Genomic DNA, 22,116 nt, shown 5'->3' on the forward strand with positions numbered 1-22,116 from the left:
AGAATCTGCGTCTTTGATAACCCTAGCTTCTACAAGATTCATTTTTTGCCCTTAAATCCACCCTCTATCCCTACACCACACGAATAAATCCAGATTCTCTTATAATTTTTCCCATTAGCTCATATTCATAGAGAATCTCCCCAAACAGCGCGTATGCCTCATCGAATCGGGGATTTTTCGCACAAAAGGCTAAGATTTTATCACTTTCTTTCGCAGATTCTGCACTCTCAAAAGATTCTAAGCTCTGCGAATCTCCAAAAATAGACTTTATAAAAGTAGGAATGTGATAAATCGCTTCCGCCTTGCCATCGGCTAGAAGTTTATTTGTCCCCTCGCTTTCGCCTATACGATGAGACAGCACAAAAAGGGGTTTCCCTAATTCCAAAGCAATACGCGCACTCTGCATTGAGCCACTCGCAATATCAGCTTGAGGGATTATCACACAATCACTCAAACCAACAACAAGACGATTACGCTCCAAAAAACTAAAGCGATGAGGCATATATGCGCTTTCATACTCGCTCAAAACAACGCATTCTTTCATCATCTTTTGAATCATCTCTGCATTGCTTTTAGGATAGCAAATCTCCAAACTCGCGGGAGAAAACATTATCGTGCGCGGGAAAGCGTGCGTATGTGCGATAATATCCACGCCCAAAGCCCCACCGCTTACCACCACGCCACCAGCATTTGCAATCTTAGTAGCCAAAGTAGCTACACAAGACTTCGTATAAGGATTAGGCTTTCGTGTGCCAACAATGGCGATTTTATGCGCGGCGGATAAAAGGCTTTCACACTTCGTGCGCTCACCACGATAAAAAAGTTTTGCAGGAGGATTAGGTAAGGAGCGCAGGGCTAGTGGCAAATCCTCTAACTCGCATATAGAATCGAGACTATTCATTGACCAAAAGGAGCGCGGACATAACGCGTAGTTTTACTCTCTGCGAGGTAAGATTCTAAATCTGCTGGGCTAACAAGCACAATATCATTTTGTATTTGCTTACTCATTTGGGACAACGCCTTAAAAGTCGCGTCATTTGGGTGGCAAATGCCGATCGCATAGCCTTTTTTACGCGCCTTTGCTATGAGTGATTTAATCTGTGTTTTGATATAAGTAATATTTGTTTCATTGTCTAAAAATACATCTCGCGCCATAATGAGTCTGCCCTGCTCGGTGGCTATACGCTCACTTACCGGGTGGCTTGTCGTAATACTATCAATGAATTTGAATCCAAGCTCATCAAAGATTTCAAGCAGATTTAGCATATCTGCGTAGCTTTGGGTAAATTTGCTCCCCGTGTGGTTATTAATATACACAAGATTAGGAAAATCTACCTTGATAGCCACTAGTTGTGCCTTTAGTGTTTCTTTAGATACGCCCGCTTTAATGGGCGTGATTTCATTTTGCACAAATCGCTTTGCTTCAAGCGGGAGATGCACCATAAATGGCTTATTTTTCGCATTCAAATACTCTGCGATATGCGGTGTGCTGGGATTGTGTTTTGTTTTTGGGAAAATTGATGGCGTGATATTAAATTGTAATTTTTCAAGTTTTTTTACTTGTGAAAGGCTAGAAAGGTCGTCCATTATAAGCAACACCTTTGGTTTGTCTCCTAATCTCTGTATAGAATCTTTTGAATCTTGTGGATGATGTTTGCTATCAACTTGCAAATTCTCTAAAGTTTGCTGCGATTGTAAATCCTTAGAATCTTGCGTATTTTGTGAATCTTGTGGGTTTTTCTGCGACTCTAAATCAATAAAATTGTCATTATGAAAGTAGGAAAATATCTTGCCAATCCCATACACTAATGGGTGCTTAGATTCTAAATCAAAGGGAGCATCTGCCTTAGCTACACACATCATAAGAGCTAAGCAATACAAAATGCGCACCGACTTATCCCCCCAATGTGATTTGCACTTCGAGGGTGCTGATATTTTGATTGCTGTTTGTGCTAAAGTGAATCTCATTTGATTTTGTATATTTTTGCACCACTTGCAAAATCTCCTTTTGCATATCCTCAAGGTATGGAATATTTGCGCTGCGCTCGTGTGCAAGAATGATGCTTAATCGTTCCTTTGCTCTAGATGCGCTTTTGTGTGAATCTTTTTGAAATAAGCTCAATAAACTCATTTAAAAATCCTTTTAAGCGTGCCCATAACACCCTCACTTTCCAAAGAAACAAAAGGCACTTCTTCCCCTAAAATGCGCTTTGCGATACGCATATATGCCTTTGAACTAGGGGATTGTGTGTAAATTACAGGCTCACCTGTATTTGTTGCACTCACAATTTTACTATCCTCTGGGATAAGCCCAATAAGAGGCAAAGCAAGTATGCCTAACACATCATCGGCTGAAAGCATTTCGCCCTTTTTTACAAGTTCTGGCTTAATACGATTGATGATGATATGTTTTTGGACTTCTTCATTTTGTTGTGCTTTGTGGCTTTTTGCATCAATAATACCAATCACCCTATCGCTATCTCGCACCGAACTCACTTCCGGCGTAACAACAATAAGTGCTCTATCTGCCCATAATATTGCGTGTTCAAACCCACTCTCAATCCCCGCTGGAGAATCTATAAGAATATAGTCAAAATTTTCTCGCAAAGATGCAATGAGTTTACCCACTTTATCCTTATCAAGGATTGTTTTATCCTTTGTCTGTGAAGCAGGAAGAAAGTAAAGATTTTTTGTTTTTTTATGATTGATGAGGGCTTGTGAGAGATTGCATTTACCTTCCATTACATCAATGACATCATATACAATGCGATTTTCTAGCCCAAGGAGCATATCAAGGTTACGCAAACCAATATCAAAATCTATCGCTACAACTTTCTTCCCACTAGATTCTAGCTCCATAGCTAAACCCACAGCGAGATTTGCTGTTGCGGTAGATTTGCCCACACCGCCTTTACCTGAAGTAATCGTAATAACTTGTGCCATATCTGCTCCCATTTATCAATTAAAATATCATTATATAATGCTAAAGTTTAGTATGCGCTTATTTGAGCTTTTGTTGCAAGCTATTAAACATTGAACAAGCATTATCTAATCCACCCTTACAAGCTTTTTGATAATATTTCAATGCTAATTCATTATTACTACTCACACTTCCAAAGCCGTGCTCATATATGCTAGCAGCACCTGAACACGCTACATTAATAATGATTTTTGTATGCTCCTCACATCTGTAAATATTTGCCTTTTCTTCGCTCAAAGCACTCACAGCTTTGCAATTTCTTTTCACATCACTTTCACAAGCAAATAATGTATGCTCTAAGGCTTTGTTTGCATCTTTAGTCGTTCCACCTAAGCCCTGCATTTCCCATAATCCTAATTGATAACAACTATTTGCATCTTTTAGCTCACAGCCTTTTTCTAAAAGGATTCTTGCCTGTGTGTGATTCTTATTTGCTCCACCAAAGCCGTGATAATAGTAAGATGAAAGCCTCTCACAAGCAGTGCCTAAACCATCTTCACAATCACTCTTATACATTAAGCCATACCTATCAAGATTCTCATTTTCACTATATTGCTCTAAAGCCTTTAGATTCTCACAACCTGCCTTAAATCCATAGTTACACGACAAAGTGGCGTATTTTTTAGCAAGGGGGATATTTTGTGCCACACCCTGCGCGTGTTCATATATAATGGAAAGATTATAGCAACCTCCACCATCTTTATTATCACAGGCTTTTTCATAATATTTTTTTGCATTACTCAAATCTTTTTTTTCAAATTTATAACTCGCACCTAACGCCCGACAGCCAAAAGGAGAATCTAGCTCACACGCCTTAAGCGCGTAAGAATGCAAGAGTGGCTTTTTGTTTTGCGGAATGCTCTCAAAAATACCGAGCCAAACCTCACTTATTGCGACTTCACACGCTGCTTTTTGCTCTTTTAAAGGTAAAGAAGCAGCAAGACATTTTTTGCCATAAAGAGATTCTCGTTCAAGAGGAAGCGGCTCTTTACTTGCCTTTTTAATATGCTCAATATAGTCCCACTCCACCAAACCGCTCTCTAGATTCACAATACTAAAAATAAAATGATAAGACACGATATGCAAACTGCCCTGCTTTGTTGTATCATTTGTAATCCGCGCACTTAAGGAATATTTAGGAGCAATCAATGTGCCTTTAGGGATAATGTCGGCAAACTCCTCATTGTTACGCATTGCACGAATCTTATCAAGGCTCGGGTCAGCATTAAAAGCATTTCCGGCAATCGCTGCAGTAAGTGTGATTTTTTGTGAGCTTACCGTGTCCGTGATAATCTTCCGCGCCAAAAGCCCAATGTCAATATCAAAATCACTCAAATTATTAAAATCTGAAATCATTAGGACTTTTTTTGTTTTAGAATCTTTTATAAATGAAGATTCTAATAAATCCGCTCCTGCTAGAGAGGTGATTTGAGAAATATCATCAAAGTTGAGCACAAATGGACTATTTTTATTAGGCTCGGCATAAATATATGTGCAAAATAAAAATACTAAGATACAAAATCTTAACCCCCTCATCACTTATTTATCCCTATTTGCCTTTCCTGCGATGATAAAACGCAAAGCATTAAGTTTAATAAACCCTGCGGCATCTTTTTGATTATATACAGAATCTTCCTCAAAAGTGCTATATGCTGCATTAAATAAAGAATTTTTAGATTCTCGCCCTATAACAATGACATTCCCTTTATAGAGCTTAAGGCGCACTACTCCACTTACTTTTTGCTGTGTCTTATCAATAAGTGCTTGTAATGCCTCGCGCTCTGGGCTAAACCAATAGCCATTATAAATGAGCTCTGCATACTTTGGCATTATAGAATCTTTTAAATGTGCCTCTTCCCTATCAAGACACAAAGATTCTATCGCACGATGAGCTTTTAAATATATTGTGCCTCCGGGTGTTTCATAACACCCACGAGATTTCATACCCACATAGCGATTTTCTACCAAATCAAGCCGCCCAATGCCGTGCTTTCCGCCTAGCTCATTGAGCTTTGCCCAAAAATTCGCAGGACTTAGCTTTTCTCCATTTATCGCCACGCCATCGCCATTTTGAAACTCAATGCTAATACATTCTGGTTTATCTGGCGCATTAAGTGGTGAAACACTCCATCGCCACATATCCTCTTCTGGTTCTACATTCGGGTCTTCTAGAATCTGTCCCTCATAGCTAATATGCAATAAGTTTGCGTCCATTGAATAAGGCGATTTATTTTGCTTTTTTTCAATAGCAATCCCTGCAGATTCTGCATAAGCTAAGAGTTTTTCACGACTATTCAAATCCCATTCACGCCAAGGAGCAATGACTTTAATATCTGGATTAAGCGCGTAGGCTCCGAGCTCAAATCGCACTTGGTCATTTCCCTTTCCTGTCGCTCCGTGTGCTATGGCATCAGCCCCAACACTTTTAGCAATCTCAACAAGTCTTTTTGCAATAAGAGGGCGCGCAATGCTTGTGCCAAGCAAATATTCTCCCTCATAAATTGTATTTGCACGAAACATAGGAAAGACAAAATCTTTGATAAACTCCTCTCTTAAATCTTCAATAAAAATATTTTCACTTTTTATACCAAGCTTTAAAGCCTTTTCTCGTGCAGGTTCAACCTCTTCACCCTGCCCAATATCAGCTGTAAAGGTTACCACCTCACAATGATAATTATCTCCGAGCCATTTTAAAATCACACTCGTATCAAGTCCGCCACTATATGCCAAAACAACTTTTTTTATTGCCATTGTCTGCTCCTTAACTTTTGTAGAAGATTCTAAAAACGGCATTATAGTCTAAAAGATTTAAACCTGCATTGTGGAGATTATGCTCGTGTAGATTCTATAAAGTGGGTTTGGCAAATGCTAAATATTCTAGGCTAGAATCTGCACCATTACATACAGCTTTCAAAGGCTTAGATTCTGCACTTAGGATACAAATCGCTTTTTGCTGTGTGCTACACAAATACAAGATACAGGGAGAATTAATGTTGCTTATTTATACGACAACGCCCACAAAGAAAGAAGCCAAAAAGCTTATTAAAATCTTGCTTCAAGTTCGGTTGTGCGCGTGCGTGCAAAGGCACAAAATAAAAAGCAGCTATGTATGGCAGAAAAAAGGTAAGGATACAATTTGCAAAGAAAGCGAATATCTGCTTATTCTTAAAACGTTGCCTGTGCATTATAAAGAAATTGAAAAACTCCTCCTTACTCATCACAGCTATGAAATTCCTCAAATCATTGCTTTTGAGGCAAAAGCACAACCCTCTTATGAAAATTGGCTTACTCTTACACTCCAAAAGCCGAGTGCATAGCTAAAATATTATATTTGATAATAAATTTTCTTGTTGCTATTTGTTTTCTTTACGCTTATAGAATGAGTGCGTAGGCTATCCTACTAATTTTAATATAAAGGATCTATTATGAAAAAATTATTCATTATAGCAATGGGAATCATCTTTAGTGCCTCTATGGCAAGTGCGTTTGATGTCAAAGGAGAAACTTATGGTGCAGCTTCTGATATTGCAAATGGCAAAAGCGCAAAACAAGTAGCTTCTACTAAGAAAAAAGAAGTAAAATCTGCAACAACTAAAGAACTAGAGAAAAAGAAAAAAGATGCAATGATGAAACAAATGCAAAAATAAAACTCTATGGCTCTTGGCAGAATCATAAAGATTCTGCCAACAAACTCTCTCCTATCACTTTTCCCCATTTTAAAACAATTTCAAATTTTAAGTGTATTTACCAATCGTTTTTTTTTTTTTTGTCAAATTGCCTTTCGTGGTTTATCACTACAATTTTCACATTACAAGGAGATATTATGAAAAAATTATTCATAATAGCAATGGGAATCATCTTTAGTGCCTCTATGGCAAGTGCGTTTGATGTCAAAGGAAATGCTCTTGGAGCAGCTTCTGACTTCTCAAGCGGAAAAAGTGCAAAAGATATAGCCGAAGCGAAGAAAAAAGAAGCAGTAGATGCAGCAAAAGCTGAAGCTGAAAAAAAGAAAAAAGAGGCTATAGATAAAGCTGATTCTAAAACAGGTGGAGCAGCAAGTGCGGTAGGAGGATTCCTTAAAAAGTAATCTTCTTAGATTAAAGATTAAGTATCTCTCTATTCTTCGCGTGTAATAAAGTCTGTGGGTAGGCTTTATTACACTACATTCTTATGACAAACATACAATCTCCTTATCGTTTCTTTTAACAAATTTTTTATGAGTTATATTCAGGCACAATTAAGAAAGTGATAGTTGAATTTGCTTTTAGCCTATGCTGTAGATTCTTATTTTATCTTAAAATATGAGTAAAAAAGTAGCAATAATATACAAATTTTTATGATTACATATTGTATTTTTAAAAAAATGTAAGTATAATACACTTCATAAGTTCAAACGAACTTAATAAAATCTAAAAAATGGAGGCATCCAATGAAAAAAGCAAAACCTATCCACTTCAACGCCTTTGAAATGAATTGTATTTCTCACCTTAGCCCGGGACTATGGCGATACCCAAAAGACCAAGCACTGCGATACAAAGATATTGAGTATTGGCAAAATATCGCAAAAATTGCAGAAAAAGGGCTCTTTGATGCCGTTTTTATCGCTGATGTGATAGGGGTATATGACATTTATGGGGGGAATGATTTGGGTGCGCTCAAAACCGCTCTGCAAGTGCCTGTAAATGACCCTACACAACTTGCTGTAATTGGCGCAGCAGTTACTCAACATTTAGGTTTTGGAGTAACTGCAGGTGTGCCTTTTGAGCACCCTTTTCCTTTTGCAAGAAGGTTAAGCACTTTGGACCATCTCACTAAAGGACGCGTGGGGTGGAACATCGTTACAGGTTATCTCCCAAGCGCCAATAAAAATATGGGTGAGAGTGAATTACCTCACGATGAAAGATATGCACTTGCTGATGAGTATATGGAAGTTATTTATAAGCTTTTAGAAGGAAGCTGGGAAGATGACGCGGTAATTTTAGATAAACAAAGTGGTGATTTCGCTAATCCTTCTAAGATTCACCACATAGGACATCACGGCAAATATTTTGATGTGCCCGGAATCCATATATGCGAGCCAAGCATTCAGCGCACACCTGTGCTCTTTCAAGCAGGAAATTCACCTCGTGGAAGACAATTCGCCGCTACACACGCAGAAGCAATTTTCATTGCGCCTCCCACCAAAGAATATGCTAAAATCGCAGTCAAACAAGTGCGTGATGCACTTATTAATGCGGGAAGAGACCCTTATAGCGCAAAAATATATATTCTTGCGACAATTATCACTGATACAACCGATGCTCTTGCAGAAGCAAAATATAAAGACTTGCTTTCTTATGCAAGTGTTGAGGGCTCACTTGTGATAAATTCAGGCTGGCTCGGTGTAGATTTGTCTAAATACAAGCTTGATGACCCTCTAAACAATATCAAATCAAATGCCATAGTTGCACAAGTAGAAGCTTTGAGCAATTCTACCACAGATGATGGGAGAGTTTGGACACTAAGAGATTTAATCAAACTCACAGGCATAGGCTGCCAAGGACTAAAATTTGTTGGAAGTCCGCAAAAAGTAGCAGATATTTTGCAAGAATTTATTGAATACAGCGATGCGGACGGATTCAATCTTGCCTATGCAACAACACCGGGTACTTTTGAAGATGTTGTAGAATTTATTGTGCCTGAATTGCAAAAAAGAGGTGTGTATAAACAATCTTATACACAAGGGAGTTTGCGCCATAAGCTTTTTGGTAAAGGTGATAGACTTGGTAATGAACATATTGCTTCAAAATATAGAGTAGGTGGCGAAAAATCCACTATTAACGATTATGCAGGGACAGGGAGACCAAAATTAAGAGGAGAAGAGTATGTTATATAATTCATTACCACAAGGCATTTTTATTATTCACGAGAATCCAGAATGGATCCCACCTTTTAAAGAGGCATTTGAACGAGCAAAAGTGCCATTTCAAGAAATAATCCTTACAGAAGGTGCTATCTATCTTGACAAAGAACCGCCTAAAGGAGTATTTTGGTCACGACTTAGTGCATCTTGCCATACACGAGAACATCAATATACCAAAGAATATGGACGCGCCATTTTACAATGGTTACATTCTTACAATAGGCGCGTAATTAATGGTTCATCGGTGCTTGAATTTGAAGTGAGTAAAATCAAACAATATCTTGCGCTTAATGCAGCAGGATTCTTAACGCCAAAAACTTATGCTTGTTTTGGTAAAACAAATTTACTTGAAGTGGCAAAAACATTGCAAACACCTTTTATCTCAAAACATAATCAAGGCGGTAAAGGGCTTGGTGTGAGACTTTTTGAAAACTTTGAATCTTTTAAAGAATATGTGCATTCGGCTGCATTTGAGGAAGCGATTGATGGTATTACGCTCTTGCAAGAATATATTAAAAGCAAGGAATTTTTTATCACTCGTGCAGAATTTATTGGTGGTAAATTTCACTACGCTGTGCGCGTTGATACAAGTGCGGGTTCATTTGAACTTTGTCCAGCAGAGGCGTGCAATATTGAATCTTTACCAAAACTCGCTGGTGGAATGTGCGAGATACAAGATTCTACACCCGCTATTGCAGGAGCAATGTGCGAGACAAGCGGAGATAAATTTAGCATTAGAGAAGATATTAACGCACAAACACCACTTATTGCAAAACTTGAAACATTTTTACACGCACATAAAATTGAAGTTGCAGGCGTAGAGTTTATGGAAAACACACAAGGTGAATTAGTCGTGTATGATATTAATACAAATACTAATTATAATAAATCTGTGGAATCTAAGGCTTCTCACAGAGCAGCAGATAGAATCGTAGCCTTTCTTAATGCAGAATGGCAAAAAAATCGTTAATTTAATCTCAAGGAGGCATTTATGGAATTTGGATATTGGACACCTGTTTGGGGAAGTTGGCTTAGAAATGTTGATGATGATAGCACTCAAGGCTCGTGGGAGTATATCAAAGATTTGACACTGCGCGCTGAAGAACTCGGTTATGTGCTTACACTCGTGCCAGAGCTCTACCTTAATGATATTAAAGGTGAAAAAGCTCCTGCTCTTGATGCGTGGTCTATTGCTAATGGATTGGCAGCAATTACGAAAAAAATTGAGATTCTAGCAGCCTTGCGCCCACAATATCATCAGGTTGCTCTCACAGCAAAGCAAATTGCTACGATTTCACAAATTTGTGGTGGGCGATTTAGTATTAATATGGTGTCAGCGTGGTGGGCAGAGGAAGCGAGACAATATGGGATAAGCTTTGATGGGCACGATGATAGATACGCCCTTACACACGAATATACTGATGTTTTAAGGGGATTTTGGAGCAAAAGCCCTCTTAATCATAAAGGCAAATACTTTAGTTTTGAAAATTCATTTAATGAACCTAAACCTCCTAAAATGCCACTTGTATATGCCGGAGGAGAGAGCGAAAGAGGAAGAGAAGCCATTACGCAGTTTGCAGATAAATATTTAATGCACGGAGGCACAATAGAAGAAGTCAAAGAAAAAATTGCTGATATGAAAGGAAGAAAACAAAAGGCTGGATTAGCACCTTTTAAAGGCTTTGGAATGGCTACTTATATTATCATTAGAGACACAGAGGAAGAAGCCTTAAAAGAGCTAGAAAGAATCACAACGATTAAAAATTATGCAGATTATGAAAATTCCTATAAGAATTTCACAGGCAATTCCCAACTTGATGTAGAAGTCTCTAAATATGATTATAGCGTTTCTAATCGTGGTTTGCGCTCTAATCTTGTCGGCACAGCTAAGCAAGTAGCACAAAAAATCAAGGCGTATGAGGAAGCAGGACTTAATCTGCTTATTGTGCAATGTGCGCCTATGAAAGAAGAACTTGAGCGCATTGCCAAAGAGCTTATGCCTTTGGTGAAGTAATGTTTGCGTAGCTTTAAGAAACAAAAAAACAAATTTTAAAGATTTGATAGCCATTTTAGATTCTAAAGTCATTTAGAATCTGCTTTTACACCTCTTTCTTTCATAAAATGGGCTTTATTTTCCATTACTTGCCCTCCCTTGTGGGGGAAACCTTATGTGGCAAAACTGCTTTTGCAATGCAAAAAATAAGAAACTAGGAAAGCGTTTTTTGGATTTTAAGAGACAAAGAAATATGTAAAATCAGGCTGGAAACTACCTGAAGTGCTAGAGTAGCCAAAATTTTATAAACTTGCCACATAAATAGGGTAAATCTTTAACAGAATCCCATCACTCATTGACAATATCAAATTCCGCGATTGTTTTGCGAATCTCCGCTAAGTGCTTCATATCCACGCTTTCACCAAATTCTTGTAAAATGCTAAGTCTTAGATTTTCTAGCATATCTTTTTTGAGGGATTCTATATCTACACTCTGTGGATTAAAATTAACGCGCCCATTTTTTAAATCTTCGAAAGTCCAAATAGGCACAATCCCCTTAAGTGCCGAGAAGCGATTGATAGTTTCCTCATCTTTTGAAATAAGCACAACAGGGATTCCCATTGCTATGCAGGGTGAGGCGCAGTGCAGAGCGCCGGTAATGACTAACTTCGCTCTTTTCTTGTAATCATCGAGTAGATTCAAACTCCTTGTATATAAATCCTCGCTAAGTGAGTGATAATCCACATATCGTTGATTGACTTTTTGCGCATTTTCTTGTATGTCTTGGGGAATGTAGGGCAGGTATTCCTCTGCAAGATTCACTAAAAAAATATCGTTTACATTCTTTGCTAAAACCTCATCTCGTCTTGGCAGGGTTATCGTAAGACATCGTGAAAGATAGGCATTTAGCCCTAAATCTTTGCAGAATCTAAGCGTCTCAAAGTCCCTACAACCAATATCTTTATTTTGGAAAAACCACGGATAATAGATAACAAAATATTCTAAAAATTGATATATGGGTGGAGTGAAATGTGTGCCAACAAAAATAGGTAAAATCTCATTATTGGGAATAAAATGCGAGTTGCGCGCAAACCAACCTTGCATAACAGCAGGTATGAGGATATTACCCTCTCCCTCCTTTGCTGGTATATGAAAGCTTGTGAGAGAATCTCTATCAAAATATGTAAAATTCGCTTGTGGAAACAGCGTAGAAATCGCAGATTTGGTAGCAATGCTTTGGATAAAATCCCCCAAATTTGAGTGCTTCACCTCCACCTTATGCCTCGTATAAGTAAAAAGTAGAAAATGATTTTTGGCAATACTTGCATTATCATTAGGAATAATCAAATCCCTGAATACAAGTATTTTTTCTCCATAACAATTTGTATCCCATTCTAGGAAATTTTGCGGCATTAGACCTGCTCCTTAAAACATTTCACAACAACTTTGTGGCATAAAATAATGCAAAAATATATCGCATTAAACAATGCTTATAACCTTGCCACCTTAAAAACCTTGCGGATTCTATCATAAGTTACAGAATCTCGGGCATTTTTGAGTTCCTACAAATATAAAATAGAGTTTCGCTCCTGCTTTATACAACGTCTAAAATAAAAAGGCAAAGCTAAATATTTACTCATAGAGTTACGAAAAATTTAACCTTTTAATGGTAATCTAACACATCATAAATATTTCAACACCTTGACACTTTGCATTCAAACTAGATGGACAATCAACATCAAGCAATATATAACAATAAAGGAGCATAAATGAGAATTGTTACCTTGCTACTTCTTGCCTTTAGCCTTAGTTTTAGCTTAGAGCTAAGGGTAGGGAGTGAAAATGCCTACAAGCCATTTGCATATCTCAATGAAAAAGGTGAGCCAAGCGGCTTTGATAATGATGTGATGAGGGCTATTTCTACTTATGTGGAAGATTCTAAGCTCGAGTTTAGTCCGCTTAATTGGAACGCGCTTTTTAGTGCGCTCGATGCAAAAAAAATTGACATTATCGCAAATCAAATCACCAAAACAAAGGAGCGCGAGGAAAAATATATCTTTTCAAAAAATCCTTATTTTTATGATGTAAGCACACTTATTAGCCTAAAAAATACGCCTATTAGCGATATAAAGGAACTTAAAGGTGCAAAAATTGGCGTAACGATTGGCTCAAATCACGCTAAGAATCTTGAAGAATATCTTGCAAATCACAAAGATTTGGAGATTCAAATCGTGTATTATAAGACAAGCTCCACACTCGTGGCGGATTTGAAAAATAAGCGAATCCACGCTATGGTAAATAATCCTATCGCCGCGCAGGATTATGCTAAAGCGCAAAAAATTACAATCACTCCTGCGAAATTTTATTTTGAAAAAGTGCCTGTGTATCTCATCTACCGCAAGGATAGTGCAAAACTTGCAAAAATTATCGATAAAGCAATGGAAAAAGCTGTGAAAAATGGTAAAATCGCCACGCTTCAAGCACAATATTTTGGTGAGGAATATTTCCAAATACTCAAGGCAGATTCTGAGTTATAGAATCTCAAACAAACTTGGCTAGATTCTAACCAAATCTAGCTCAAAGCAAACTCACACATAAAGGAAGCGAATGAAAAAGATACTTTTTGTTTTATTTTTACTTGGACTTGTGTCAGATTCTATCTTCGCATCAAGCCCTACAAAACCCATTGAAGTTGGCACAGGCAATGCCTATCGCCCATTTGCCTTTGTGAATGACAAGAATCAAATGGACGGCTTTGATATTGATGTGCTAAAAATCTTAAACAAACACGACAAGGGGCTTAATTTCAAATTTAACGGAGTGCAATGGAATGCAGTATTTCCCGGACTAGATAGCGGTAAATTCGACCTCCTTGCTTACCAAATCACCAAAACAAAGGAGCGCGAGGAAAAATATATCTTTTCAGATTATCCCTATTTTAACGACATTAGCGGGGTGATTGTGCGCGAAAATCAAAACATCACGGACTTCAAGCAGCTTAATAATCAAAAAATCGGTGTGAGCGTAGGCTCAAACTACGCGCGGGATTTAGAAAATTACCTCAAGGCGCACAAGGATTTGCAAATAGAGATAAAATATTATAAGAATCCTCCTGCGCTCATTGCGGATTTGGGAGCGAATAGAATCCAAGCAATCATAGGTGAGCCAATTAGCTCCATAAACATTGCCAAGGCACAAAATATCAACCTCAAGGCGACAGAGATTATTCTCGATAAAACGCCGGTATATTTTGTGTTTAATAAAAAAGATACCGCGCTTAAAGACAAGGTGTCAAAAGCCCTTAAAAAAGCGATAGATTCTAAAGATTTAAGCAAATTGAGCATTCAATATTTTGGGCAGGATTTAAGCAAATAATGTTTGATGGAGCTTATTTTTTAAACACATTTTTTACCCTACTTCCTGCACTTCCGCTGACATTTTTCCTCGCACTTGGCTCATTTGTCTGCGGTGGTGTGATAGGCTTTATCTTTGCGCTCATTCGCGTATTTGAAGTCAAATACATCAATCGTCTCCTAATGCTTTACATTTCATTTTTTCGTGGCACACCGCTTTTGGTGCAGCTCTTTATGTTTTATTATGGCTTGCCTATTTTCTTGCAATACTATGACATTCACATTGATTTTCATAATTTTGATAGCCTCTATTACGCGCTCATCGTATTTTCGCTCTATGCAAGTGCATATTTATGCGAAATTTTCCGCGCGGCTTTGCTTTCAGTCGATAAGGGACAAATTGAAGCCGCCTATGCACTGGGAATGACTAATACACAAGCTTTAAGGCGCATTATTTTGCCCCAAGCCTTTATGATTACACTACCAAATTTGCTTAATTTTTTCATTATACAAGTCAAAAATACCGCTCTCGCTTCGATTATCACAGTGCCCGAGCTTATGGGACTAGCGGATATAGAATCTGGCAGAAGCTCAAAATTTTTAGAAGTGTATCTTATGACTGCACTGATGTATTGGGTGCTATGCGTAGTGCTTGAAACGATATTTTTTAGAATCGAAAAGTATTTTGCTAAATTTAGAAAGAAATATGCCAAATGATAGAACTTAGCCATATCAACAAGACCTTTCATCAACACGCGGTGCTAAAGGATATTAATCTGCGCATAAATGACAACGAAATCGTGGCGATTATTGGACCAAGTGGCGCGGGTAAAAGCACACTTTTACGCAGTATCAATCTGCTTGAAAAGCCAGATAGCGGGCGTATTCTCGTTGATGATTTAAGTCTTGATTTTGCCAACTTTAGCAAACAAGAGATGTTTGCCCTGCGCCAAAAATCGGCTATGGTATTTCAAAACTTCAATCTTTTTGTGAATAAAAACATTTTAGATAATGTCAGCGAGGCACTCATAGTCGTCAAAAAAATGCCAAAAAAGGAGGCGCAAAGCCTTGCCATAGCACAACTAGAATCTGTGGGACTAGCCCAAAAGATAAAAGCATATCCCTATGAGCTAAGTGGCGGACAGCAGCAACGCGTGGCGATTGCTCGGGCATTGGCGTTAAATCCTAATATTATGCTTTTTGATGAACCAACTTCCGCACTTGATGTGGAGCTCATCGCCGATGTACTTGAGGTGATAAAAAATATCAAGGGCAAAACAATGCTTATCGTTACCCACGAACTAAAATTTGCTCAAGCAATAGCAGATAGAATCATCTTTATGAGTGATGGGGAGATTATCGAACAAAAGAGTGCGAAAGCCTTTTTTGAATCCCCTACACACGAAAGAGTGCGCAATTTCCTCGCTAAAGTCTCGCAACTTGGGTGATTCTATAAACTTTTAGAATCTCGCTCTAAAATCCCGCCGCTTTTGCGCCTCTACCACAGATACACAAGGTTTATGCGGAGAGTATGTCTTTATCCACAACTTAAATCACACAAAGTGTGGCATTAAAAGCATTATAAAGGCGAGCGATATATCACAAACAATATACAAAACAAGAAATAATTTGTGTGTGTTGATAAAACCACTCTTGCAAATTTTTGTCCCCTCCCCTTATACAACAAAAATGCATAGAAGACTCAACACAAAATCTATAATCCCCACAAATATGCAATCAGTCTAGATTCTATAAACCCACAGGCTCTAACGATTTTTCAAAAAATATTTCTTTCCACCGATAGCCCTGCTCACAATCTGCGCAAATTTTGCGTATATATTCATTGTGCGAAGAAGCAGTATTGGCAAACAACTCTCGGCGGAGATTCACACACTTGTGGGAGAAAAATATCTCAAACATATCTTGCTTTTTACAATCACCTATAATAAATGGCTCGTGCCCTTTCTCATCGCTCCTTGTATTGCAGCAGGGCATCACAAGCCCATTATAATCCACATAAAAACTCATCGCACTTTGAAAGCAGCCTGATTGGGTAGATTGGGAGTTTTTCATTAAATCTACCGAACCACCTCGTGATGAGCCCATTGCATTTGGATTCCTAGCACGATAGTATAGCTCTAACCCCTCCATTACAAAAGATATGCGGTATTCTTGTTTCTTATCCCACACAAGCTTAGATTCTAAGCCTAATTTTTGTTGCATCTTTTGCATAGCTTTAAGAATCTGCTCCCTATCAAAATGCTTTTGCGTAGGGTAGTAGGACATAAGTATCCAATTTATCCCTGCGTCCCTTAGCTCCTCTAAATATGATTTTGAAACATAATCACCATTTGTAAAAATATTCAACTTTGCCTTTGGTAATTTTTGTCGAGTTTGTCTTACACGTTTAAGTATAAGCTCTTTGTTTGCTAAAGGCTCGTTGAATCGATGAAAGCTAATGTCCTTACTATATTCAATCTCTGCAAGATTATTAAGAATCTTCAAAAAAACCGCCTCATCTAGCTCTGTGCTCGTGCTCTTTCTATCTATATGAGCATTTGGGCAAAAATAACAAGTGCGATTGCAAAAACTCGCAATCTCAAGCTCCACGAGTCGCAAATAATGTTTGAGAATCTGTTTTTGTAGCTCCCTATCGGTAATAGATGTGCTTAAAAGCACGATAGCATCAATAAAGCTTTGCATTCTAGTATCCACAGCAATGAGATTTTGCATTAGATTCTAAAGCCACTTTGGATTTGCTGTCCAACTGACAGAAAGCCAAATCTTGTAGCTTGGTATCTCAAGGGCTTTTTCTATGCGCTCACGAATGCTATCAAACTCCTGCATACTCACAGGTTTAAAATGCTCGTGGGTGAGGATATTCACCTCTACCATATAGAATCTGCCTGATTTTGCCACGTGCGTATCGTAGTCGCTAAAGCCAAATTCCGCACTCAAAGATTCCATAATCTGCGTGATTTTCTCATCAATCTCGGGGGGCGCGACCATAACCAAATCTTTAAAATTCGCTATGGCAATGCGAACAGGCGAAACACACAAAAGCAAGGACAAAATAGCCAAAAGCGCAGGGTCGATGTAGCGCGCAAATGTGCTTGAATGCGTATCAAAGCCAAAATGAGGCAGCATATATATCGCCCCAAATGCCACCAATGCGCCCAAATACAACACACAATCAATTTTCCACTCGGTATTATCAACCTTAATCAAATCAGATTCTAGAATCCTCGTGTAAAGGAGCGTATAGACAAACAGCACACCACAAAACGCAAAGGCACACAAGCTATAAAGCACTGCGCCGCCCAGCTCCACCTCATAGCCACCATTGACAATACTTTGAATCGCATTGATAAAGGCATAAACACACACAAAGACGAGCACGAGGGACTTAAAGAGATTAACCATTGGTTCAAAGCGCACATAGCCATACTGAAAAATATCATCGTCCTCTTTGTAGATATAGCGCGAGGTAACCACGCTTAACGCACCTAATCCCACACTAATAAGAGCCACAAAACCATCAAAAATAACCGCCATAGACTTGACATAAATCCCAAAGCCGATACCAAAAATAGCAAGTATAAGCGCACTAAACATCGAAACTTTTAACACAAATTGTTCTTTTTGCGCGGCTTTAAGCACATCTTGTAGTGAAACTTTGAGGTTTGCAAAATGCGATTTGGCACTTTCCTTGCTCCTTTGCCTCGTATGCAAGCTATGCGCACTTTCTTTGCGTGAGCTAAAACGTGTTTTATTGCCACGCACACTCGTGCCATAGCCAAGATATGTCTTATCGTTTCGAGGTGTGAGGGAGGATTCATAGGGATATTGCGGAGTTTGTGCCATTTTATGCCTTTGCACTTTTGCGTTTTGTTTGATTTTGGCTAAGGGGCGAGTTTATTTAGAATCTACCCCCTTTTTTTAGCAGTCTTGCAGAAGAGGACAGATTCTAATGCCCACTAATTCTTATCCTTATCCACCAATTTATTTGCGCCAATCCAAGGCATCATCGTCCTTAATCTCCCACCTACTTGTTCAATTTTATGTTGAGCAAGATTCTTGCGCTCTGCATTCATTCTTGCATATCCTGCTTTGCGCTCTAAAATAAAGTCTTTAGCAAATCGCCCCTCTTGAATGTCTTTAAGAATTTCTTTCATCGCCTTTTTAGATTCTGCATTAATCACGCGCGGACCGCTAACCATATCGCCATATTCTGCAGTGTTTGAGATAGAATAGCGCATATTAGCTAGTCCTCCCTCATAAATCAAATCCACAATGAGCTTTAGCTCGTGCAAGCATTCAAAATACGCCATTTCTTCAGGATACCCTGCATCGACCAAAGTTTCAAATCCAGCTTTTACAAGGCTTGTAACCCCGCCACAAAGCACCGCTTGTTCGCCAAATAAGTCTGTTTCTGTTTCATCTTTGAAAGTTGTTTCAATGATTCCACTGCGTCCGCCACCAATCGCACTTGCATAGCTTAGCGCAATGGCTTTAGCATCGCCTCTGCTTGTATCTTGCTCTACTGCGATTAAATCGGGGATTCCGCCACCTTTGACAAACTCACTGCGAACGGTATGACCCGGGGCTTTTGGTGCGACCATAATCACGCCCACGCCTTTGGGAACTTTGATTTGCCCAAAATGGATATTAAATCCGTGTCCAAATGCAATGATTTTATCCTCGCTTAAAGAAGGCAAAATATCCTTTGCAAATACATCAGCTTGCAACTCATCGGGGATTAAAATCATAATCACATCAGCCGCTTTTGTCGCCTCACTCACTTCAAGCACCTTAAAGCCCTTTGCTTCAGCCTTGCTCCAGCTAGAGCCGCCACGATATAGCCCGATAATCACCTCAACGCCAGAATCTCGCAAGTTTTCTGCGTGTGCGTGTCCTTGACTTCCAAAGCCAATCACGGCAACCTTTTTCTTTTGAATAAGCCCTAAATCACAATCTTTGTCGTAATACACTTGTAATGCCATTTACTTTCCTTTCGAGGCGTCCGCACTCTTGTTAAAATAAAACTTGGATTATAGTTAAAACAAACTTAGTTATAATTAATTCTAGAATTAATTATAAGAATCTACGCAAAAACACTCAATCATCTTTAAAAGATACAAAGGACACCTATGCCAAAAAACTCACATAAAGACTCTAAAGTCCCATCTACTAGCTCCGCCCTGCTTCAACCCTCGCAGATTGAATTTGTCTTTGAAAGCATTACGAGTTTGCTCCAAACGATTGATTGTGAGCTAAAAAATACCTTTATAACGATAAAAGAATCCATCGAAAAGCAAGATAATAAAACGCTTCTATCCACACTCTCCACACTCAAAGAGCAAAACAAAATACTGCCGATAATAAAGGCTTTTACCCTCTATCATATGCTCCTTAATATCATCGAGGAGCTCAATATCAGTGGCAACACAGAGGCAAATAAACTCTCTCAAGCCCTGCAAGAGCTTAACAAAGAGGGTTATGAAATGCCTGAAATACTAGAAGTTTTGGAGCATTTAAGATTCTATCCTGTCTTTACCGCTCACCCCACAGAATCTCGCCGCCGCACATTCCTAGAGGCACATCATCAAATGAGCGAAAACATCAAGGATATTTTCGCATACAATGACGAAAAAGCAAAAAATCAGCTCCTCTGTCGGCTAAAACTCCTCTGGCAAACACATTTGGTGCGTAGTGAAAAAATGGAGATTCTCTATGAACTTGATAATTTACTTTATATCATTGAAAGTTCCGTTTTAGAATCTGCCGCACAGGTGCTTACATACATACAAAACTTGCTTGATAAACCGCTAGAAGCCTCTCCTATTACCTTAGGAAGCTGGGTAGGAGGCGATAGAGATGGTAACCCCTATGTAAGTAATGAGATACTCACAAAAGTAATGAAAATTGCGCATAAGGCGATTATTGAATCCTACATTAGCAAGTGCGATAGGCTTATACGCGAACTCTCGCTCTCAATTGACTTTGTCAAGCCCTCACGCGCACTTATGCTCTCTATCCAAAGCCAAATACACGAACTTCCTAGTAGCGAGGCAACACTCTTTGCAAAAGAGCCTTTTCGCGCCAAGCTCTACCTTATGCGCAAAAAACTACAAAATCGCCTCATAGCCATTAATGCGCCGGATAATATTGACTTCACTTACGCAGATTCTAAAGAACTTTTAGATGATATTGATTTGCTTATGGAATCTTTAGACCCTCTCTCTGCACAAGGACTGAAAGAATTTCGCCATTTGGTGCTTTTGGGAGGATTTCATTTATTGCGCCTTGACTTTAGGGAGCATAGAGATGTGGTATTAAACACGATTAGCGAGATTTTTTGCCTACTAGGCTTAAGTGATAGCGACTTTAAAGACTTGAATGAAAACAAAAAGTGCGAGATTCTCAACCTCGCCTTGAATAAAAAATATGATTTAAATATTATTATTCAACAGCTAAGTGCGCAGTCGCAGCGGCTTGTAGGAGCATTTTTACGCATACAATGGGCAAGAAAACACATCTCTAGGCATATTTTGCAAAGCTTTATCGTCTCTATGAGCACACAAGCAAGTGATTTGCTCTGTGTGCTGTGGTTTGCCAAACAAAGCGGATTGTGGAAAGCAGGAAAGCAACAAGAGGCTAAAAGCGGCAAGGCGTATATTTCTATTACACCACTTTTTGAGACCATAGATGATTTGCAGAGGGCGAAAAACATTATCCGCATACTACACACAAATGCGCATTATAGGCAATATCTCTATGACAATAATAACACGCAAGAAGTTATGGTGGGCTATTCGGATTCAAGCAAGGACGGGGGGATTTTTGCGAGTAATTACAACCTCCACCGCGCCATTACGAGCCTTACGCATTTGCAAGATGAACTAGGCATTAGCATTAGCTTTTTTCACGGACGAGGCGGAAGCGTGTCTCGTGGCGGAGGAAGCCTAGAAGAAGCACTCCTCTCGTCTGCACCAAAAAGTGTGCATAACACGCTTAAGACAACCGAACAGGGCGAAATGATAAGCGCAAAATACCTCAATAAACACATTGCTACAAAGAATTTTTCAAGCACATTAGGTGCTTTACTCAAAAAGAGTGTGGCGGATACTTTTTGCATGAATGGCGCGTGTGAGAGTGATGCGCATATTATGGCATTGCTTGAGCCTGTATCTATTGGCTCATTTGAAAGCTACCGCGCATTAGTCTATGAAGACAAGGGCTTTATGAGCTATTTTAAAATGGCAACACCCATAGCTTTTATACAAAATCTTAATCTCGGCTCACGCCCGAGCAAACGCAAAGATTCGCAAAAAGTAGAGGATTTACGCGCAATTCCGTGGGTATTTGCCTGGACGCAAAATCGCGCCATTATCCCTGCGTGGTATGGGCTAGGCAGTGGCTTAAGTCGTGTGGATAAAAATGCGCTTAAAGATTGCTATGAGCTGTCTTTATTTTTCAAAACTACCATTGATAATATCTCACAGGCTATGCTTAAAGTGGATTTAGACATTGCCAAGCTTTATAGCACATTTGTAACAGATAAAGCGGTGCGGGAGCGCATTTGGGAGTGCATTTATAGTCAATATAATCTCACACTTGAAAATCTTTTGTATTTGCGTGGAGAGCATAGGCTACTAGATTCTGAAATGGCAATTCGCGAATCTATCCTCTTGCGTAGGCCCTATTTGAGTGTACTTAACCTCACGCAAATCGAGCTTATCAAGCAATATCAAAGTTCCCCATACGAGAAAGCAAAGGGCAGAATCCTAGAGCAAATCCACGCCACAATTGTAGGTATTGCGCAAGGCATTCGCAACACAGGGTAAAACCCAAATACTTGTGCAGATAAGCTTAATGGCGTAGATTC

At 39.0% G+C, this 22,116-nt stretch carries 21 protein-coding genes; 11 read left to right on the forward strand and 10 right to left on the reverse strand.

Annotation, left to right across the window (positions count from 1 at the left end):
• Positions 1 to 70: 70 nt before the first annotated feature.
• Genes BN2458_RS09120 through BN2458_RS09145 form a run of 6 tightly spaced genes read right to left on the reverse strand, consistent with a single transcriptional unit; the run spans position 71 to position 5,731 of the window.
• Positions 71 to 901: a DNA-processing protein DprA gene (locus BN2458_RS09120; RefSeq protein ID WP_034325391.1), complete on the reverse strand. Its 831-nt coding sequence runs from the start codon at positions 899 to 901 to the stop codon at positions 71 to 73.
• Positions 898 to 1,890 carry a divergent polysaccharide deacetylase family protein gene (locus BN2458_RS09125; protein WP_231944786.1) on the reverse strand — a complete coding sequence of 331 codons (993 nt, stop codon included), beginning with the start codon at positions 1,888 to 1,890 and terminating at the stop codon, positions 898 to 900. The genes BN2458_RS09120 and BN2458_RS09125 overlap by 4 nt, the downstream gene beginning before the upstream one ends.
• A gap of 4 nt (positions 1,891 to 1,894) precedes the next feature.
• Positions 1,895 to 2,131, reverse strand: coding sequence for a cell division topological specificity factor MinE (gene minE, locus BN2458_RS09130; protein WP_034325392.1), 237 nt, complete (start codon positions 2,129 to 2,131; stop codon positions 1,895 to 1,897).
• On the reverse strand, positions 2,128 to 2,943 hold the full coding sequence (minD, locus tag BN2458_RS09135; protein WP_034342426.1) for a septum site-determining protein MinD: 816 nt from the start codon (positions 2,941 to 2,943) through the stop codon (positions 2,128 to 2,130). Before minD ends, minE begins: the two co-directional genes overlap by 4 nt.
• Before the next feature lie 58 nt (positions 2,944 to 3,001).
• Positions 3,002 to 4,516 (reverse strand): SEL1-like repeat protein, encoded by a 1,515-nt coding sequence (locus tag BN2458_RS09140; RefSeq protein WP_138128798.1) that lies wholly within the window; start codon positions 4,514 to 4,516, stop codon positions 3,002 to 3,004.
• A 3-nt stretch (positions 4,517 to 4,519) separates the two neighbouring features.
• Entirely contained in the window at positions 4,520 to 5,731 is a 1,212-nt protein-coding gene (locus BN2458_RS09145) for an argininosuccinate synthase (RefSeq protein ID WP_034342433.1), read from the reverse strand.
• Positions 5,732 to 5,799: 68 nt separating this feature from the next.
• Between BN2458_RS09145 and cutA the strand changes: the two genes are divergently transcribed.
• The 6 genes from cutA to BN2458_RS09175 all read left to right on the forward strand — a co-directional run bounded on the left by cutA (position 5,800) and on the right by BN2458_RS09175 (position 10,896).
• Positions 5,800 to 6,297, forward strand: coding sequence for a divalent-cation tolerance protein CutA (gene cutA, locus BN2458_RS09150; RefSeq protein ID WP_231944787.1), 498 nt, complete (start codon positions 5,800 to 5,802; stop codon positions 6,295 to 6,297).
• 108 nt (positions 6,298 to 6,405) lie between these two features.
• Positions 6,406 to 6,627 carry a hypothetical protein gene (locus BN2458_RS09155; protein WP_034325398.1) on the forward strand — a complete coding sequence of 74 codons (222 nt, stop codon included), beginning with the start codon at positions 6,406 to 6,408 and terminating at the stop codon, positions 6,625 to 6,627.
• Positions 6,628 to 6,803: 176 nt separating this feature from the next.
• Positions 6,804 to 7,067, forward strand: coding sequence for a hypothetical protein (locus BN2458_RS09160; protein ID WP_034342203.1), 264 nt, complete (start codon positions 6,804 to 6,806; stop codon positions 7,065 to 7,067).
• 342 nt (positions 7,068 to 7,409) lie between these two features.
• Entirely contained in the window at positions 7,410 to 8,855 is a 1,446-nt protein-coding gene (locus tag BN2458_RS09165) for an LLM class flavin-dependent oxidoreductase (protein WP_034342201.1), read from the forward strand.
• Entirely contained in the window at positions 8,845 to 9,852 is a 1,008-nt protein-coding gene (locus tag BN2458_RS09170) for an ATP-grasp domain-containing protein (RefSeq protein WP_011116054.1), read from the forward strand. Before BN2458_RS09165 ends, BN2458_RS09170 begins: the two co-directional genes overlap by 11 nt.
• Before the next feature lie 21 nt (positions 9,853 to 9,873).
• Positions 9,874 to 10,896, forward strand: coding sequence for an LLM class flavin-dependent oxidoreductase (locus BN2458_RS09175; RefSeq protein ID WP_034342197.1), 1,023 nt, complete (start codon positions 9,874 to 9,876; stop codon positions 10,894 to 10,896).
• 327 nt (positions 10,897 to 11,223) lie between these two features.
• Here BN2458_RS09175 and BN2458_RS09180 read toward each other — a convergent pair whose 3' ends face one another.
• Entirely contained in the window at positions 11,224 to 12,288 is a 1,065-nt protein-coding gene (locus BN2458_RS09180; RefSeq protein ID WP_058122096.1) for a polysaccharide pyruvyl transferase family protein, read from the reverse strand.
• A 356-nt stretch (positions 12,289 to 12,644) separates the two neighbouring features.
• On the opposite strand from BN2458_RS09180, the gene BN2458_RS09185 reads away from it, so the two are divergent.
• The 4 genes from BN2458_RS09185 (at position 12,645) to BN2458_RS09200 (ending at position 15,676) form a co-directional block, all read left to right on the forward strand.
• Positions 12,645 to 13,412 carry a substrate-binding periplasmic protein gene (locus BN2458_RS09185; RefSeq protein ID WP_034325402.1) on the forward strand — a complete coding sequence of 256 codons (768 nt, stop codon included), beginning with the start codon at positions 12,645 to 12,647 and terminating at the stop codon, positions 13,410 to 13,412.
• A 70-nt stretch (positions 13,413 to 13,482) separates the two neighbouring features.
• The gene (locus tag BN2458_RS09190) at positions 13,483 to 14,250 is read left to right on the forward strand and encodes a transporter substrate-binding domain-containing protein (protein WP_034325403.1); all 768 of its coding nucleotides are present in this window, start codon (positions 13,483 to 13,485) and stop codon (positions 14,248 to 14,250) included.
• Complete coding sequence (locus BN2458_RS09195; RefSeq protein WP_034325404.1) at positions 14,250 to 14,945, forward strand: amino acid ABC transporter permease; 696 nt, start codon at positions 14,250 to 14,252, stop codon at positions 14,943 to 14,945. The genes BN2458_RS09190 and BN2458_RS09195 overlap by 1 nt, the downstream gene beginning before the upstream one ends.
• Positions 14,942 to 15,676: an amino acid ABC transporter ATP-binding protein gene (locus BN2458_RS09200; protein ID WP_034325405.1), complete on the forward strand. Its 735-nt coding sequence runs from the start codon at positions 14,942 to 14,944 to the stop codon at positions 15,674 to 15,676. Before BN2458_RS09195 ends, BN2458_RS09200 begins: the two co-directional genes overlap by 4 nt.
• A 301-nt stretch (positions 15,677 to 15,977) precedes the next feature.
• Here the strand turns inward: BN2458_RS09200 and BN2458_RS09205 are convergent, their stop codons facing one another.
• The 3 genes from BN2458_RS09205 to ilvC form a co-directional block, all read right to left on the reverse strand.
• On the reverse strand, positions 15,978 to 16,961 hold the full coding sequence (locus tag BN2458_RS09205; protein WP_052082045.1) for a radical SAM/SPASM domain-containing protein: 984 nt from the start codon (positions 16,959 to 16,961) through the stop codon (positions 15,978 to 15,980).
• 6 nt (positions 16,962 to 16,967) lie between these two features.
• Positions 16,968 to 18,092 carry a cation diffusion facilitator family transporter gene (locus tag BN2458_RS09210; RefSeq protein ID WP_052082044.1) on the reverse strand — a complete coding sequence of 375 codons (1,125 nt, stop codon included), beginning with the start codon at positions 18,090 to 18,092 and terminating at the stop codon, positions 16,968 to 16,970.
• A gap of 113 nt (positions 18,093 to 18,205) precedes the next feature.
• Positions 18,206 to 19,231, reverse strand: a complete 1,026-nt coding sequence (gene ilvC, locus BN2458_RS09215; protein ID WP_034325407.1) for a ketol-acid reductoisomerase — start codon at positions 19,229 to 19,231, stop codon at positions 18,206 to 18,208.
• A 147-nt stretch (positions 19,232 to 19,378) separates the two neighbouring features.
• Between ilvC and BN2458_RS09220 the strand changes: the two genes are divergently transcribed.
• Complete coding sequence (locus BN2458_RS09220; RefSeq protein ID WP_081951346.1) at positions 19,379 to 22,075, forward strand: phosphoenolpyruvate carboxylase; 2,697 nt, start codon at positions 19,379 to 19,381, stop codon at positions 22,073 to 22,075.
• The last annotated feature ends 41 nt before the right edge of the window (positions 22,076 to 22,116 follow it).

Origin of the sequence: Helicobacter typhlonius (assembly GCF_001460635.1) — a bacterium.
GTDB lineage: Bacteria > Campylobacterota > Campylobacteria > Campylobacterales > Helicobacteraceae > Helicobacter_C > Helicobacter_C typhlonius.